A 16180-nucleotide genomic window follows, 5' to 3' on the forward strand; every position below is an offset into this window, starting at 1 on the left:
ATTCTAAGTATTGACATATATCACTGATAGCTGAGAAAAGGTTTCCACATCCACGACAACTGTTTGCCATTTACTTATGAGCCAGTATATTTACAGTAGTTTCACAGATGATGAACTTAATTTTTCTGAGGAAGCAGAGGTTTTCGTTTTTCCCACTTCTTTCGCCCAGCAGCGATTGTGGTTTCTCGACCAGTTAGCACCGGGGAATCCATTTTACAACGTTTCAACAGCACTTCACCTGACAGGTTCCCTCAACTTCACCGCCTTAAAGCAGACATTCAACGAAATTGTACGTCGCCACGAAACGTTACGTACTAGGTTTGTTATGGTACAGCAACCAGTACAGGCGATCGCACCTAGCTTAACCATACCTCTTCCCTTAATAGACCTACGCAATTTCGACAGCCCAGAACGCGACACACGAGTGCAGCAAATCGTTACCCAAGAGGCTCAACACCCTTTCAATCTCACCACTGGGCCATTGCTGCGAGTAAAGCTGCTGCAACTGGATGAAGCAGAATATCTGCTGCTGCTAAATCTACATCACATAGTTGCCGATGGCTGGTCAATTGGAGTGCTAATTAAAGAATTGGGGGTATTATACAAAGCCTTGGCAGAGGATAAGCGAAGCTACTCCCTATCTACGCTTCTACCAGAACTACCCATTCAGTATGCAGATTTCGCTCAATGGCAACGGGACTGGCTACAAGGAGTGGCAGCAAACGGCATCTCGCCCCTACAAAGCCAGCTATTTTATTGGCAGAAGCAATTAAACGGGATTTCGGTATTGAATCTCCCCACCGACCGACTAAGACCAGCAGTTCCTAGCTACAGGGGTGCAAAACAATTTTTAGAGCTACCACACTCCTTAACTCAAGCGCTAGAGGCACTGAGTTACCAAGAAGGCCTTACCTTATTCATGACAATGCTGGCAGCGTTTCAGACTTTGCTCTATCGCTACACGCAGCAAGAGGATATTGCAGTTGGTTCACCTATTGCTAATCGCAATCGTAGCGAACTAGAAGGATTAATTGGTTTTTTTGTCAATAGCTTGGTGTTACGTACAGATTTCTCAGGGAACCCGACGTTTCGAGAATTGTTGAATCGAGTCCGAGAGGTAACTTTAGGAGCATACAGCCATCAAGATTTGCCCTTTGAAAAGCTGGTGGAAGAACTGCACCCAGAGCGGGATTTGAGCTATCATCCTTTTTTTCAGGTTGTATTTAGCCTACAAAACACTCCTATCGAAACCCTAGAGTTACCTGGGTTAACGCTCTCGCTATTTGAGTTCGATAGCAAAACTGCAAAACTTGATTTAGAGTTCCATTTGTGGCAAGACTTGGAAAGTTTGAAAGGACAAATGGTTTATAGCACCGATTTATTCGATGACAAAACCATTACGCGAATGTTGGGACATTTCCAAACGCTGCTAGAAAGCATTGTTGCCAATCCAGAACAGCGAGTTTCAGATTTGTCTTTGCTTACTGTGCAAGAACGACAAGAGTTATTAATTGATTGGAATGACACTAAACGAGACTATCCAGAGAATAAGTGTTTTCATCAGTTATTTGAAGCACAAGTGCAAGAAACTCCCGATGCGATTGCGTTAAACGCACGCTCCGCGATCGCACTAGTCTTTGACGATGAACAACTCAGCTACAACGAGTTAAATATACGCAGCAACCAACTTGCACATTATCTGAAAAAATTGGGGGTAGTCCCTGACGTTTTAGTAGGTATTTGCGTAGAGCGATCGCCAGAAGCGATCGTTGCACTATTAGGCATCCTCAAAGCAGGCGGAGCATACCTGCCTTTAGATCCGAGCCTACCTCAAGAACGTCTTAATTTCATCCTAGAAGATGCACAAGTTTCAATCTTGCTCACTCATTCCTCTTTAGCCCCCCTTTTTAAGGAGAGTTGGGGGGATCTCTTGTCTATAGTTTACATAGATAAAGATTGGGCAACTATTACGCAACACAGCCAAGAAAACCCAAACACCTGCGTAACATCTGACAACCTAGCTTATGTTATCTACACCTCTGGTTCAACAGGAAAGCCTAAAGGCGTTTTGCTCCAGCATCGAGGATTGTCAAACTTAGCGGCATCTCAGATTGAGGTTTTTAACTTACAACCGAGTAACCGCATTCTGCAATTCGCATCATTAAGTTTTGATGCCTCAATTTTTGAGATTGTCATGGCACTACAAACAGGAGCAACTCTTTATTTAGCAAATAAAGAATCCCTTTTACCCGGACAACCTTTGCTGAAATTATTGCGCGAAAAAGCTATTACTCACGTCACCCTTCCGCCAGCAGTCTTAGCTATCTTACCTGCAAAATCACTGCCGGCATTGCAAACTATCATTTGTGCAGGTGAATCCTGTACCGATGATATTGTAAAACGTTGGTGGAACTCTCAACGCCGGTTTTTTAATGCTTATGGCCCTACTGAAGCAACAGTTTGGTCAACCATTGCAGAGATTAGTACTATCAGTGAAAAACCGCCCATTGGTCGCCCTATTGCTAATACTCAAATTTATATATTAGATAAACATTTACAACTTTTACCAATTGGGATTACTGGCGAATTATACATAGCTGGTGAGGGATTGGCACAAGGCTATCTTAATCGCCCGGAATTAACTATTGAAACGTTTATTCCCAATCCTTTTAACGATAAAAAGGGAGCGCGACTTTACAAAACGGGTGATTTAGCTCGGTATCGACCAGATGGTAATATCGAATTTTTAGGTCGCATCGATAACCAAGTAAAAATTCGTGGATTCCGCATTGAGTTGTCAGAAATTGAAACAGTCCTGAGTCAGCATCAGAGTGTGCAAAAAGCAGTAGTAATTGTTAAAGAAAACGTATCTGGTGATAAGTACTTGGTGGCTTATATTGTTCTCAATGTAGAGATGCAACGGCAGTCGCTACAACGGGGGGAACCCCCGCAACGCGCTGCCTCAAATTTATCGTCACTACTACGTAAATTCTTAAAAGAAAAATTGCCAGAATACATGATTCCAAAAGCTTTTGTAATGCTGGATTCTCTGCCGCTAACAGCTAGTGGTAAAGTGGATCGTTTAGCGTTAACAGAAATCAACAGTCCGGCTAGCGGCTTAATAGATAAAACATTTATCGCTCCTCGGACTCCAACCGAGTCAACCTTAGCAAAAATTTGGGCTGAAGTGCTTAATATTGAGCGTGTGGGTATTTACGATAACTTCTTTGACTTGGGAGGAGATTCGCTGTTAACTGTACGTCTGATGAAGCAGATACACAAGCACTTTGAGCGGGAATTACCACTATCTAGCTTATTTTTAAATCCCACAATTGAAAGTTTAGCAATTTCTCTATCCTCACAAGCAGATTCTCTCTTGTGGTCTCCATTAGTTCCGATTCAACCTGCTGGCTCAAATCCACCTTTCTTCTGCGTTCATCCAGTTTTTGGTGTTGTTTTTCCTTATTACGAATTAGCTAATCATTTGGGAAAAAATCAACCATTTTATGGGCTACAACCTATTGGACTTGACGGAAAAAGTTCTCCATTGACTCGCATTGAGGATATGGCTGCTCACTATATTGAAGCATTGCGTAGAGTGCAGCCTAAAGGCCCTTATTTTTTAGGAGGTTGGTCTTTTGGAGGTTGGGTTGCTTTTGAAATGGCTCAACAACTCCAAAATTCTGGGGAAGAAGTGGCTTTACTTGCTGTGCTTGACACTTTAGCACCAATTCCAGGCAGTGTACCTTCTTTGGGTAGTGGTTTCAAGTTTATGCTGACAACAGTGGTGCGATATATATGGCCCTTTTTCCTGGATTATTTTTATCTAATTATTGCGATCGCTAAGAATAAAATTAACAGTTTAACTTCTCGATGGGCTAATTTTAATCAAATTGTGCGGTTTCAAACAAATCTCTTCTCTCACCTCATCCTAAAAGAGGATGCCCCAGTTAACGTTATACCTGAAGAATCCAAGTTAAGACTTTTAAGCGAGTTAGCAATTCGTCCAATGTTTCGTGTTTTTTATGCCAATAGCCAAGCAGTTCTTAACTACGTTCCGCAAGCCTACCCTAAACGAATTAATCTTTTCAGAACCAAGGTTCAATCAAGCATTGCCAAAGAAGATCCGAGTATGGGTTGGGATCAGCTAACTGTAGGAGGAACGGAAATCCATCATATTCCTGGTAATCACCTAACTATGCTGAGAAAACCCTATATCCAAATTCTCGCCGCACAGCTAAGAGCTTGTATTGAGAAATCACAGAATTTAAAATAAGGATCAATATGTCTTCTGAAGAAGTCTTCGTTTTTCCAGCATCTTTTGCCCAACAACGGCTATGGTTTCTCGACCAGTTGATCCCCGACAATAGTATCTACAATGTGCCGACAGTAATTCGTTTGAGCGGTTCCCTGAAATTAGCCGCACTAGAACAGACTTTTAACGAAATCGTGCGTCGCCACGAAACCTTACGCACAACTTTTATTGTGTCGGATGGGCAACCCCTACAGGCTATTGCACCCAGCTTAACAATACCTCTTTCTGTATTAGACCTCCAGCGATCGCCAGATGATGAACAAGAGGTTAAAGCAAAGTGCATTATTACCGCAGAGATAGAACGTCCCTTCGATTTATCCTCCGGGCCATTGCTGCGAGTTATACTCCTCGTCCTTTCTGAGACAGAACATATTCTATTACTGAATATGCACCACATTATCTGCGACGATTGGTCTATGGGGGTACTGATTCGGGAGCTGGGAACGCTGTACGCAGCTTTTGCACAAAATCAGCCTTCCCCTCTATTAGAACTGCCTCTTCAGTACGCCGATTTTGCTCACTGGCAGCGCGAGTGGCTGCAAGGAGAAGTACTCCAAACCCAGTTAGCTTACTGGCGGGAGCAATTAAAGGGTATTTCCGTACTGCATTTACCTACTGACAAACCAAGACCAGCTATACAAAGCTATCAAGGAGCAACCCAATTTCTAGAGTTACCGCTCAAGCTAATTGATGCACTAGAAAAGCTGTCACAGCAAGAAAGTGTCACCTTATTTATGACACTGGTGGCAGCATTTCAAACATTACTTTACCGCTACACACATCAAGAAGATATTGCGGTAGGTTCCCCAATTGCTAATCGGAACCACAGCGAAATTGAAGGAATAATTGGTTTTTTTGTCAATAGTTTAGTGCTACGTAGCAACTTATCTGAAAATCCCAGTTTTCGAGAACTATTAGGCAGAGTCCGCGAGGTAACATTAGGAGCATACAGCCATCAAGATTTGCCGTTTGAAAAGTTAGTCGAAGAACTGCATCCAGAGCGTAACTTGAGCCATCATCCCCTATTTCAAGTGGTGTTTGGTTTTCAGAATGCGCCAATGTCAGCGCTAGAACTGCCTGGATTAGTACCTAGCTTTCTGAATATTGACTTGAAAAAAACACGTTTTGATTTGGAACTGCATCTGTGGAAGTGTTCTGATGATTTTAGGAGCTTATGGGGCGGAAACTGGGAGTATTCTGAAGGTCTCCGAGGCGTAATGGTTTACAACACAGATTTATTTGATCGAGCCACTATTAGCCGGATGGTAGAACATTTTAAAACTCTGTTGTCAGCTATTGTTGAAAATCCAGAAGAACGAATTGCAAATTTACCGTTATTAAGTGAAGCGGAGTTACATCAGGTATTGGTGAAATGGAATAACACTCAAACAGATTATCCTCAAGATAGGTGTATCCATCAATTATTTGAAGAAAAGGTACAGCAGTATCCTGATTCTATAGCAGTAAACTTTGCTAACGAGCAGCTGACTTATCAAGAGTTGAATACTCGCAGCAATAAACTAGCACACCACTTACAAAAAATCGGAGTATGTTCAGAAGTTTTAGTTGGCATTTGTATCTCACAGTCTATAGAAATGATCGTCGGGTTATTGGGCATTCTTAAAGCTGGGGGAGTGTATGTTCCATTAGACTCAAGTTATCCTCAAGAACGTCTAAATTTTATGCTTGAAGATGCACAAGTTTCAGTGTTGCTGACACAAGAAAACTTGCTCAAGCATTTTGAAGGTTTCTCAAAGCCAATTATTTCTATAGATAAAGACTGGGAAATTATTACCCAAGAAAATCAAGACAATCTTGAAAGCGATTTAAATAGTAATAATTTAGCTTATGTCATTTACACCTCTGGTTCTACAGGAAAACCCAAGGGAGTTGCTGTACCTCACAAAGCTGTAAATCGGTTAGTTTGCAATACGAACTATATAAAATTTTCACCATCTGATAAAGTCGCCCAAGCCTCAAATGCTTCTTTTGATGCAGCGACATTCGAGATTTGGGGAGCGCTACTTAACGGCGCTCAACTTGTGGGAATTACTAAAGATTTAACCCTCTCGCCTCATGAATTTACATTACAACTACGAGAAAAAGATATCAACATTCTATTTTTAACTACTGCTTTATTTCAACAGATTGTTAGAGATGTTCCGCAAGCTTTTGCGACCTTGAAATATTTTCTATTTGGTGGCGAAACAGTTGATATGAGATGGATTAGAAAAATTCTCCAATTTGGTGCGCCAAAGCACTTAATTCATGTTTATGGGCCTACAGAGAATACAACATTTTCTTCTTATTACTGCGTAGAAGAGTTACCATCAGCCACATCTTTACCTATTGGTATCCCCATTACAAACACGCAGATTTATATATTAGATACCTATTTACAACTAGTGCCTATTGGCGTTACTGGCGAATTATATATTGGTGGGGAGGGGCTAGCACGAGAATATCTCAATCGCCCTGAACTTACTACTAAACACTTTATTTCTCATCCTTTTGGTGATAATCCCAAAACACGGCTTTATAGAACGGGTGATTTAGCTCGTTATTTAACTGATGGCAATATTGAATTTTTAGGCCGCATTGACAATCAAGTAAAAATTCGTGGCTTCCGCATTGAGTTGTCAGAGATTGAAGCGGTGTTGAATCAACATCCAGCAGTGAGAGAAACTGTTGTGATTGTTGGTGAGGATGTACCTGATGATAAGTATTTGGTAGCTTATATTGTTCTCAAACAGGAACAGATAGCGATGCAAGAGGTGCAAAGCTTTGCATCCTTACTTCGCCAATTCCTCAAAGAAAAGCTGCCAGAATATATGGTGCCAAGCGCCTATGTAGTACTGGAATCTCTACCTCTAACACATAATGGCAAAGTGGATCGGCGTGCTTTACCCATGCCTGATACAATTTCTTTCCATAATCAAGATTATGTGGCACCGCGATCGCAAATTGAAAAGTTACTTGCCCAAATTTGGGCTAAAGTCTTGGGAAAAGAGCAAATAGGTATCCACGACAATTTCTTTGAACTGGGCGGCCATTCTCTATTAGCGACTCAGCTAACTTCCCGCATCCGTGACACCTTCCAAATAGATTTGCCTGTACGTAATTTGTTTGAAGCACCAACCATAGAAAAACTTACTAAGTACATTGAAACAAGATGTTGGACGACAAAAGGCGTGGATCAAGTTGGAACTACGGGTCAGGAGCGAGAAGAGGTAGAATTCTAAAGAGAAACGCTTATACAAGCAGAAAATTATGAGGCATGAATATCATGAGCCTAAACCTTGCGATACCTTGTTCACTGCGTTGTCTTTTAGCTTCATACCATAGTTATAATCATCCAAGTTTCATTCCCAGGAATGATTTATACAGTCTTAGAAGTATGATCATAACTTTTTCAGAGTAAGGTAATTCTGCTTTCATGCGATCGCTCACCACAGGTTTATCTTCTTGCACCTGCACTCAGGTTCACCATTAATAAGTAGATATATACCCCTTGCGCTAGGGGTAATTACTAAAATTAATCAGTTAGCTTAATAGTGAAGCTTATTGAATGTATAAAGTATTATGAGTGACAACAAGCAACCTTTGAATCAAACTGATACCAATTCTTTCGTTCGTGAGGAAAGGATTGTTAAAAGTGAGAGTGAGAAAAAATTGCCTTTAAATGAAGCTGAAGAAAATTCTGAATCCAACTCAGAAGAAACATCAGACTCTTCATCCGGTTCAGGGATTAGTGCTAGGGTAGCTGGAGCTGCAATTGGTGGCGTACTAGGCGCTCGCTCTGGAGGCATTATCGGTGCTGTAGCAGGCTCAGTTGCAGGTGCGATCATTGGTAAGGGAACTGCTGATACAGTTAACCGCGCTGTAGATAATTTAGGGGATGCAGCTAACTCTGTAGCAGAGGGTGTTAAGCATTCTATAGAAGACATAGGCACAGCAGCCAAGGAAACGATTGAAGAAGTCAAGCCATCTATCACAGGGACAGCAGAAGCCGTTAAGCAAACAGTTGAAGAGTCCAAGCCTTCTATTAAAGGTATAGCTGAATCAGTCAATGAGACGGTTAAAGAGGCTAAACCTTCTGTGGTAGACGCAGTTAAGAACGTATCCGAAGAAATCAAGCCTACGATTAGAGACGTAAAAGGGTCAGTTCAGCATACAATCGAAGGTGTTCAGCCTTCTGTAGAAAGGGCTGCTAACTCTATTAAAAGCGCTACTGATGAAATAAAGCCTTCTGCCAAAGCTGTAGCTAAGGAAATTGAAGGTACTACTAAGGATGTTCGCTCAACTGTCAAGGGAACAGCGAAGGCAGTCGAACCATCTGTAAAAAGTGCTGCCGAATCCCTCAAATCTTCGGCTCAGGGTGCGACTGAATCCCTCAAATCTTCGGCTAAAAGTGCAAGTGATTCAGTTAAATCATCGGCTCAGAATGCGACTGAATCCGTCAAATCCTCAGCTAAGAGTGCAAGTGATTCAGTTAAATCATCGGCTCAGAATGCGACTGAATCTGCCAAAGGTTCAACCGATGATATTAAATTATCTGCTCAAAATGCGGCAGAATCTACCAAGAAGGAAATTAACGATAACGATACCCGTATATCCAGCAACTCAACGCCAGAAGTCGTTATCACCAACAAAGACGGAATCATTGAAGACAAGACTAGATAAAAACTAGCCTTTAAGCAAAGTTCTAGGCAGGGTGGATTTAACTAAAGGTTCACCTTTCTTCTAGAAGGAGTGAATTAGCGATCGCACTATAATTAGGGAAGTCCAAAAATTAAACTATCCTGGATTTTCTGTTATACCATTTCACCAAATAAAAGATACAAATAATTTCTCCTCTGCTCCCCTGCTTGCCTAAGTGTATCAACCTTAAAGTGAAACGGTATTATTAGGGTGCGTTAGTACAAATAATTCTTTGGTATTTCCAGATTTTATTTGGCTGAAGCACCTTAAATATCGAATATAAGTAAATTCAAAATTATAAGGGGATTGCCACATCATAGTTACAGTTATGGAAATTTCACCCCCAGGAATGATTTATCTACTGTTCTAAGTATGATAAGAATGCAAGTTAGTTAATAAATAACAATACTTGCGAAGGGGTGTAATTTTGAATACGGTTGAGTTTTTATCTTATCTTCGCAGCTTAGATATTCAAGTTTTTATTGATGGTGAAAAATTTCGCGCTAACGCCCCTGATGGAATTCTTACACCAGAATTACGTGCAGAAATTCAAGAGCGGAAAGCAGAAATTATTGAATTTTTAGAAGCATCTAATCGTACTAATAACCAAAGTTTTAAACCTCTTGTACCTATTTCGCGCTCAGGAAATCTTCCCCTCTCCTTTGCTCAACAACGGCTGTGGTTTCTTGACCAATTAATTCCTAATAATCCTTTCTATAACATTCCACTAGCACTACATTTAACAGGTTCGCCCAAATTAGCCGCGCTAGAGCAAACTTTTAACGAAATCGTGCAACGACATGAAGCTTTACGCACTACTATTGTCGTACAGAAAGGGCAACCAGTTCAGGTAATTAATCCTACCCTAACAATACCTTTACCAATAATAGATTTACGGCAACTGCCACAAACCGAACGAGAAATACAAGCAAGACGACTCACTACCCAAGAAGCTCAACGTCCTTTCAATTTATCAACTGATTCGTTGTTGCAAGTAAAACTGCTGTGGTTGGATGAGACACAATACATCCTGCTGCTAACTATGCACCACATTGTCTCTGATGGTTGGTCTATTGGGGTGCTGATTCAAGAGATAGCAGCACTCTACACAGCCTTTGCCAGCAATCAGCCTTCTCCTTTAGCGAAACTTACAATCCAATATGCAGACTTTGCATACTGGCAACGCCAATGGTTGGAAGGGGAAGTATTAAAAAAGCAACTGAGTTACTGGCAGAAGCAATTAGACGGCATTTCTATGCTAAATCTGCCAACCGACAGACCAAGATTAGCTGTTCAAACTTACCAGGGTGCAAGGCAACCTTTGCAATTATCAAAAAGTTTGAGCAAGGCACTTTTAGCTCTCGGACAACAAGAAGGGGTAACTTTATTCATAACCCTACTAGCAGCATTCCAAGCTTTACTTTACCGCTACACACAACAAGAAGATATTGCTATTGGTTCACCTATTGCCAATCGCAACCGGAGTGAAATTGAGGGATTAATTGGTTTTTTTGTCAATAGCTTAGTACTGCGTACCGACCTATCAGGAAACCCAACTTTTCGGGAACTATTGAGTCGAGTTAAAGAAGTAGCTTTAGGAGCATACAGCCATCAAGATTTACCTTTTGAAAAACTTGTAGAAGAACTGCATCCAGAGCGTAATTTGAATCAAAATCCGCTATTTCAAGTTGTTTTTGCGCTCCAAAATGCGCCGATGACGGCGTTAGAGTTACCTAATTTAACTTTAAGTCCGCTACCATTTGAAACGGAAACAACGCGCTTTGATTTGGAGTTCCACTTGTGGGAGCCAAATACTCAAAATGGATTATGGGCAGATAGCTCAGAAGGAATTAGTGGTTTTGTAATTTATAGTACTGATTTATTCGATGACGTTACTATCACCAGGATGCTAGGGCACTTCCAAATATTACTGGAGGGTATAGTTGCAAATCCAGAAGAGAGAATTGCACATTTACCGCTTTTAAGCGAATCTGAGCTACATCAATTGTTAGTTGAATGGAACAATACCCAGGTAATTTATCCTCAAGATAAGTGTATCCATCAGCTAATTGAGAGTGCAGTAGAGCAGAATGGTGAGGCAACTGCACTAGTCTTTGGCGATGAGCAAATTAGCTACAAAGAGTTGAATATACGCAGTAATCAACTTGCACATTATCTAAAAAAATTAGGAGTTAAAAGCGAAGTTTTAGTAGGACTTTGTGTAGAACGCTCTTTTGATATGGTAATTGGGATGTTGGGCATCCTGAAAGCAGGTGGAGCTTATGTACCTTTAGATCCAAGCTATCCATCTGAACGTTTAAATTTTATACTCGAAGATGCTCAATTATCAGTTTTATTAACTCACGAGCGATGGATTGAACGCCTGGAAAACTATAATTCACAAATAATCTGTTTAGATAAACATTGGGAGATTATTTCTCAAGAGATTGAAGATAATCTTACTAGTAGAGTTACAGTAGATAACCTCGCTTATGTCATTTATACCTCTGGCTCAACTGGAAAACCTAAAGGGGTTAAAATTGAACATAGAGGATTGTTAAATTTAGTATTTTGGCATCAAAAAGCGTTTGCAGTTTCACCCCTTGACCGAGCAACGCAGATTTCTGGAGTTGCCTTTGACGCTTGCGGTTGGGAAATTTGGCCTTATCTGAGTACTGGGGCAAGCATTTATATTGTAGATGATGAAACCAGGCGATCGCCTGACTATCTCCGAGATTGGCTAGTATCAAAAGCGATAACAATTTCTTTCATCCCAACACCTTTAGCAGAGAAAGTTTTATTATTAGATTTTCCTCAGAACGCAGCTTTACGAATATTGCTCACAGGTGGAGACAAATTGAATCAATATCCTTTAGCTTCCCACTCTTTCGAAGTATATAATAATTACGGGCCTACTGAGAACACAGTTGTTACAACTTCTGGTCATATTTCTGTTAAGAATAAAGATAATTTAGCACCTGTAATTGGTAGTGCGATCGCCAATACAAAAGTTTATATATTAGATAAACATTTACAACCAATACCTATTGGCGTTCCGGGAGAGTTGTATATAAGTAGTGATGGGTTAGCACGAGGTTATTTAAATCATCCTGACTTAACTGCTGAATCCTTCATTTATCATTCTTTTACTAATAAGTTAAAAGCGCGACTTTATAAAACAGGTGATTTAGTTCGCTATCGAGTAGATGGCAACATTGAATTTTTAGGCCGCCTCGACGAGCAGGTAAAAATTCGTGGCTATCGTATTGAGTTGGGAGAAATTGAAGCGATACTGAGTCAGCATCCAGCAGTGCAGCAAACTGTAGTAATAACTCGTGAGGATGAACAGGAAAAGCGCCTAGTAGCTTATGTAGTACCAAAAACTGAATACAGTAACAAACAGGAGAATTTGCAATTAATGCAATTGCAGAATGAGCAGGTTTTGCAATGGCAGATGCTGTATAACGAAACTTATAATCAATCTACTGATTCAGATTCTACATTCAATTTTGTCGGCTGGAATAGTAGTTACACAAATCAGCCTATTCCAGCAGAGCAGATGTGTGAGTGGGTGGATAACCAAGTCGAGCAGATTTTGGCTTTGCAACCCAAACGAGTGTTAGAAATTGGTTGTGGAACAGGCTTGATTCTATTTAGAGTTGCACCTTACTGCACTAAATATTGGGGAACAGACTTTTCCTCAGTTTCACTTAACTACATTCAGCAACAGCTACAAAAACAAAAAATGCCGCAGGTAACACTGTATCAGCAAATGGCTACTGACTTCGAGAACGTAGAAAAAGCAGCTTTTGATGTAGTAATTCTGAACTCAGTTGTACAATATTTCCCTACTATTGATTATTTAATTAGTGTATTAGAAGGTGCTGTAAAAGCAACTGCTCCAGGTGGCTTTATCTTCATAGGGGATGTGCGTAATTTGCCACTCTTGCAAGCTTTCCATGCGTCAGTCCAACTGTATCAAGCTGAATCTTCCCTTACCTGCTTCGAGTTGCAGCAACGGGTACAAATGCAAATATTTCAAGAAACCGAGTTAGTTATTGATCCAGATTTTTTTACTGCAATCAAGCAACGCTTTCCGCAAATTAATCATGTACAAATCCAACTGATGCGGGGTAAATATCACAATGAGTTAACTGAGTTTCGTTACAATGTGATTCTTCATATTAGTACTGAAATTGTTAATCATACTGGAAATTATTCAATGCTGAACTGGTCTGAAGATAATCTAACAGTCTCAGCAGTGCGTCAGTTATTAATTGAGAATCAACCAGAAATATTAAGCATTATCAGTGTACCTAATGCGCGGCTGATGTCAGCAATTAAAACAGCAGAATGGCTATCAGACGTAGAAAGTTTTAAAACTGTAGGTCAAATACGTAAAGCTTTGCAAGAACTAGAAAATTTCGGATTAGATCCAGAAGATTTTTATACGCTGAACGTACCTTATAATGTTGATATTACCTGGTCACATTCAAGTACTGAAGGACAGTATGATGTAGTTTTTGTGCGGCAAAATGAAGTAGGTAAAAGAACTATTTTTCCCCATAGCACAACTCTCTCTCGGCCCTGGCAATCTTACGGCAATAATCCCCTGCAAGCCAAAGCAGCGCGTAAGTTAGTGCCGCAGTTGCAGACTTACGTAGCCCAAAAACTGCCTGAGTACATGATGCCATCAGGTTTTGTAGTATTGGATTCTTTACCTCTAACAGCTAATGGTAAAGTCAATCGCCGCGCCTTAAGAGCATTACATAATCGAATCAAGCCCCAATTGCCTGAAAATTACATCGCACCTCGAACTCCTGTTGAACAAGTGCTGGTGAAAATTTTTGTTGAGGTTTTGGGACTTAAGACTGTAGGAATTTATGATAATTTCTTTGAGTTAGGGGGTCATTCATTACTGGCAACTCAGCTTGTCTCTAGAGTGCGCGATGCCTTACACGTGGAGTTGCCTTTGCGTAGCGTATTTGAGGCATCGACAATTGCAGAATTATCTAAGGTGGTGGAAAGCTTTAAAGAAAGCAATGCTCAAAGTCAAGCCCCAGTTTTAGTACCACTATCGCGTGAAAGTCGGCGGATTAAGTTATCTTCCTTAAACGAAGAGAGAGCGTAAAACTTTAAAAAAAGATCAGGCACTAGATTGAATTGTTATATCATGTTCGGCAAATCACTTATGATATGTCCGGCAAATTACTTGTAATATGTCATTGCGAGTGCAACGAAGTGGAATGAAGCAATCGCAAGGCTTTTGGGATTGCTTCTCTTCGTACCCTGCGGGAACGCCAAGGGCGGTACGCAATGACAATTTGTGTCACCTCTGACTACTAAGGTTTTAAGAACTTGCTCTGGCGGAAGACCCACTTTTTGGGCTGTACTCTCAGCAGCCAAATCATCAGGATCTACTTCATCAGTAAGGATTTGATAGGGAATACCTAGTTTATCCAGTAGTCGAGCAGCATTAGCTTTCATTGCTCTTATTCCCAATCTTCAATCGCTAATCCACTAACACGACTGAATTCTCTGGTGTTGTGTGTAACTAATATTAAATTATGTGTCAAGGCGATCGCTGCTATTTGAAAATCATTGGGGCCAATCGGTGTTCCACTCGCTAATAATTCTGCACGAATTCTCCCGTAAACCAGTGCTGTAGAATCATCAAATGGTAAAGAAACAAATAAGTTAAGAAACTCTTGCTGTTTTGCTAACGTTCTAGTTGGGTTATTGCTTCTCATTGCGCCATAAAACAACTCTGCTTTGACTACTGAACACACAGCAATATCTTTTACATTTGTTGAGCGTAAGCGTTCTCGAATTAAGAGCGACCTACCGTTGAGATAACGAGCGCAAACATTGGTATCTAATAAATACCTCACAGAATTTCTTCCCTCGTCTCAAAATCACCCTCGTAGTCAATAACAATTGGATCGTCTTGACAACTACCGTAAGTCTGCTCAAAAAAGCCGGGTGGCCATCCCAGTTCTTCTGGTGTTTTTGTGGGTGCTGATGGTTCTAGCTGTTGATAGGTTACTGTCACTTCTATTTCTTTGTCCGTTATCCCCACAGGGATTTCTAAATGTAATATCCCATCAGACCCTACGTGAGAACGCAATTTGATACTTTGCATTACTGTTTTCTCCTACTTGCCGATTCATCGGAATTATCTAGCACATCATTAAGTTAAGGGACAGACTGGTAATTTTGCATCAATCTCAATCAAAATAACTTTGGCATTTTCGACTACTGTATTTCCCATTAACGTGTCCTGCATAGCTTCAAATTTAGACTCTGCTATCCCAATCCGTTCATAATGTAAAATCACATGATAATGCTTTTGTATTACTTCTCCTGACTCAGAACGCTCTACTGCAAGCCAATCTTGGTTTTGACCCGACTCGGCAATCTGACGATATTCACTGGCTAACTTTTCTAATGCAATAGCTATAGCGTGTTCTTTGGTTTGACCACAGCAACGAATTTCATCTGTGGGCTGGTCGACAGAAGACGATAATTGACAAACATACTGGTCATTATCGTTAGCCTGCACGTTAATTGTAATTGTTCCGGTGATTGAAGTCATACTCAGGTTACATCAACACTATATTATTTTAAACAAATTTAAATTTTAATAGATAAAGGAAATAACCAATCAACTCAAGATGATAGTAAAATTGTTTTGCCACGTAAATATATTGCTAAGTTAGGGCGACAAATTATTTTAACTGTCTAATCATGTTCAACTGATAAAATGTCTAAAATTAGTTCTAAGACATTAAAGCCTAAATCTCTCAAACAACGACACAGATTTTCCCTAAATTCTTATATAGAACGTACTTTCACTAAATGCCCAAAGTGTGAAACAAAAACGAAGATTCGCAAATTCACTTTACCCGCATTTCTCGCAAGCTTCAGGCAAAGAAGAAGCAGAGGGGAAAGAACTTGGTATTTCAACTCTCCCCCAGTGAGTCACTGCGGCCTAAACTATAAGTCTTTAACCGGACACTGTATTACCTCTATTCCCGCATTTCTCACAAGCTGCTTTGCGTATAAGTAATAAGTAATAAGTTAATAATTTTACTCATTACTCCTTACTCACTACTCATTACTCCTCCATTCGAGGTGTGGTGAGAAATCCGGGTATTGAGTATT

Annotated in this window: 7 protein-coding genes and 1 pseudogene; 4 read left to right on the forward strand and 4 right to left on the reverse strand. The window is 40.4% G+C overall.

Features of this window, described 5'->3' with window-relative positions:
• Positions 1 to 76 precede the first annotated feature (76 nt).
• The 4 genes and pseudogenes from VB732_RS10860 (at position 77) to VB732_RS10875 (ending at position 14147) form a co-directional block, all read left to right on the forward strand.
• A complete protein-coding gene (locus VB732_RS10860) occupies positions 77 to 4276 on the forward strand; it encodes an amino acid adenylation domain-containing protein (protein ID WP_323230843.1) in 4200 nt (1399 codons plus the stop codon).
• A gap of 8 nt (positions 4277 to 4284) precedes the next feature.
• A pseudogene (locus VB732_RS10865) lies at positions 4285 to 7557 on the forward strand (non-ribosomal peptide synthetase); the annotation flags it as partial.
• 340 nt (positions 7558 to 7897) lie between these two features.
• Positions 7898 to 8998 carry a hypothetical protein gene (locus tag VB732_RS10870; protein ID WP_323230846.1) on the forward strand — a complete coding sequence of 367 codons (1101 nt, stop codon included), beginning with the start codon at positions 7898 to 7900 and terminating at the stop codon, positions 8996 to 8998.
• Positions 8999 to 9443: 445 nt separating this feature from the next.
• Positions 9444 to 14147 (forward strand): non-ribosomal peptide synthetase, encoded by a 4704-nt coding sequence (locus VB732_RS10875; protein ID WP_323230847.1) that lies wholly within the window; start codon positions 9444 to 9446, stop codon positions 14145 to 14147.
• Between the two features lie 77 nt (positions 14148 to 14224).
• Here the strand turns inward: VB732_RS10875 and VB732_RS10880 are convergent, their stop codons facing one another.
• Genes VB732_RS10880 through VB732_RS10895 form a run of 4 tightly spaced genes read right to left on the reverse strand, consistent with a single transcriptional unit; the run spans position 14225 to position 15611 of the window.
• A complete protein-coding gene (locus VB732_RS10880; RefSeq protein ID WP_323230848.1) occupies positions 14225 to 14503 on the reverse strand; it encodes a hypothetical protein in 279 nt (92 codons plus the stop codon).
• A gap of 5 nt (positions 14504 to 14508) precedes the next feature.
• Complete coding sequence (vapC, locus tag VB732_RS10885) at positions 14509 to 14907, reverse strand: type II toxin-antitoxin system tRNA(fMet)-specific endonuclease VapC (RefSeq protein WP_323230849.1); 399 nt, start codon at positions 14905 to 14907, stop codon at positions 14509 to 14511.
• Entirely contained in the window at positions 14904 to 15158 is a 255-nt protein-coding gene (locus VB732_RS10890) for a hypothetical protein (RefSeq protein WP_323230850.1), read from the reverse strand. Before VB732_RS10890 ends, vapC begins: the two co-directional genes overlap by 4 nt.
• A 48-nt stretch (positions 15159 to 15206) precedes the next feature.
• Complete coding sequence (locus VB732_RS10895; protein WP_323230851.1) at positions 15207 to 15611, reverse strand: hypothetical protein; 405 nt, start codon at positions 15609 to 15611, stop codon at positions 15207 to 15209.
• Positions 15612 to 16180: the final 569 nt, after the last annotated feature.

The sequence above is a fragment of the Nostoc sp. UHCC 0252 genome (genome assembly GCF_034931145.1).
GTDB lineage: Bacteria > Cyanobacteriota > Cyanobacteriia > Cyanobacteriales > Nostocaceae > Nostoc.

Bases quoted from the DNA above. Each gene is read 5' to 3' on its own strand.
- VB732_RS10880 (WP_323230848.1), bottom strand. From the start codon at position 14,503: ATGAAAGCTAATGCTGCTCGACTACTGGATAAACTAGGTATTCCCTAT.
- VB732_RS10860 (WP_323230843.1), top strand. From the start codon at position 77: ATGAGCCAGTATATTTACAGTAGTTTCACAGATGATGAACTTAATTTT.
- VB732_RS10890 (WP_323230850.1), bottom strand. From the start codon at position 15,158: ATGCAAAGTATCAAATTGCGTTCTCACGTAGGGTCTGATGGGATATTA.
- VB732_RS10895 (WP_323230851.1), bottom strand. From the start codon at position 15,611: ATGACTTCAATCACCGGAACAATTACAATTAACGTGCAGGCTAACGAT.
- VB732_RS10870 (WP_323230846.1), top strand. From the start codon at position 7,898: ATGAGTGACAACAAGCAACCTTTGAATCAAACTGATACCAATTCTTTC.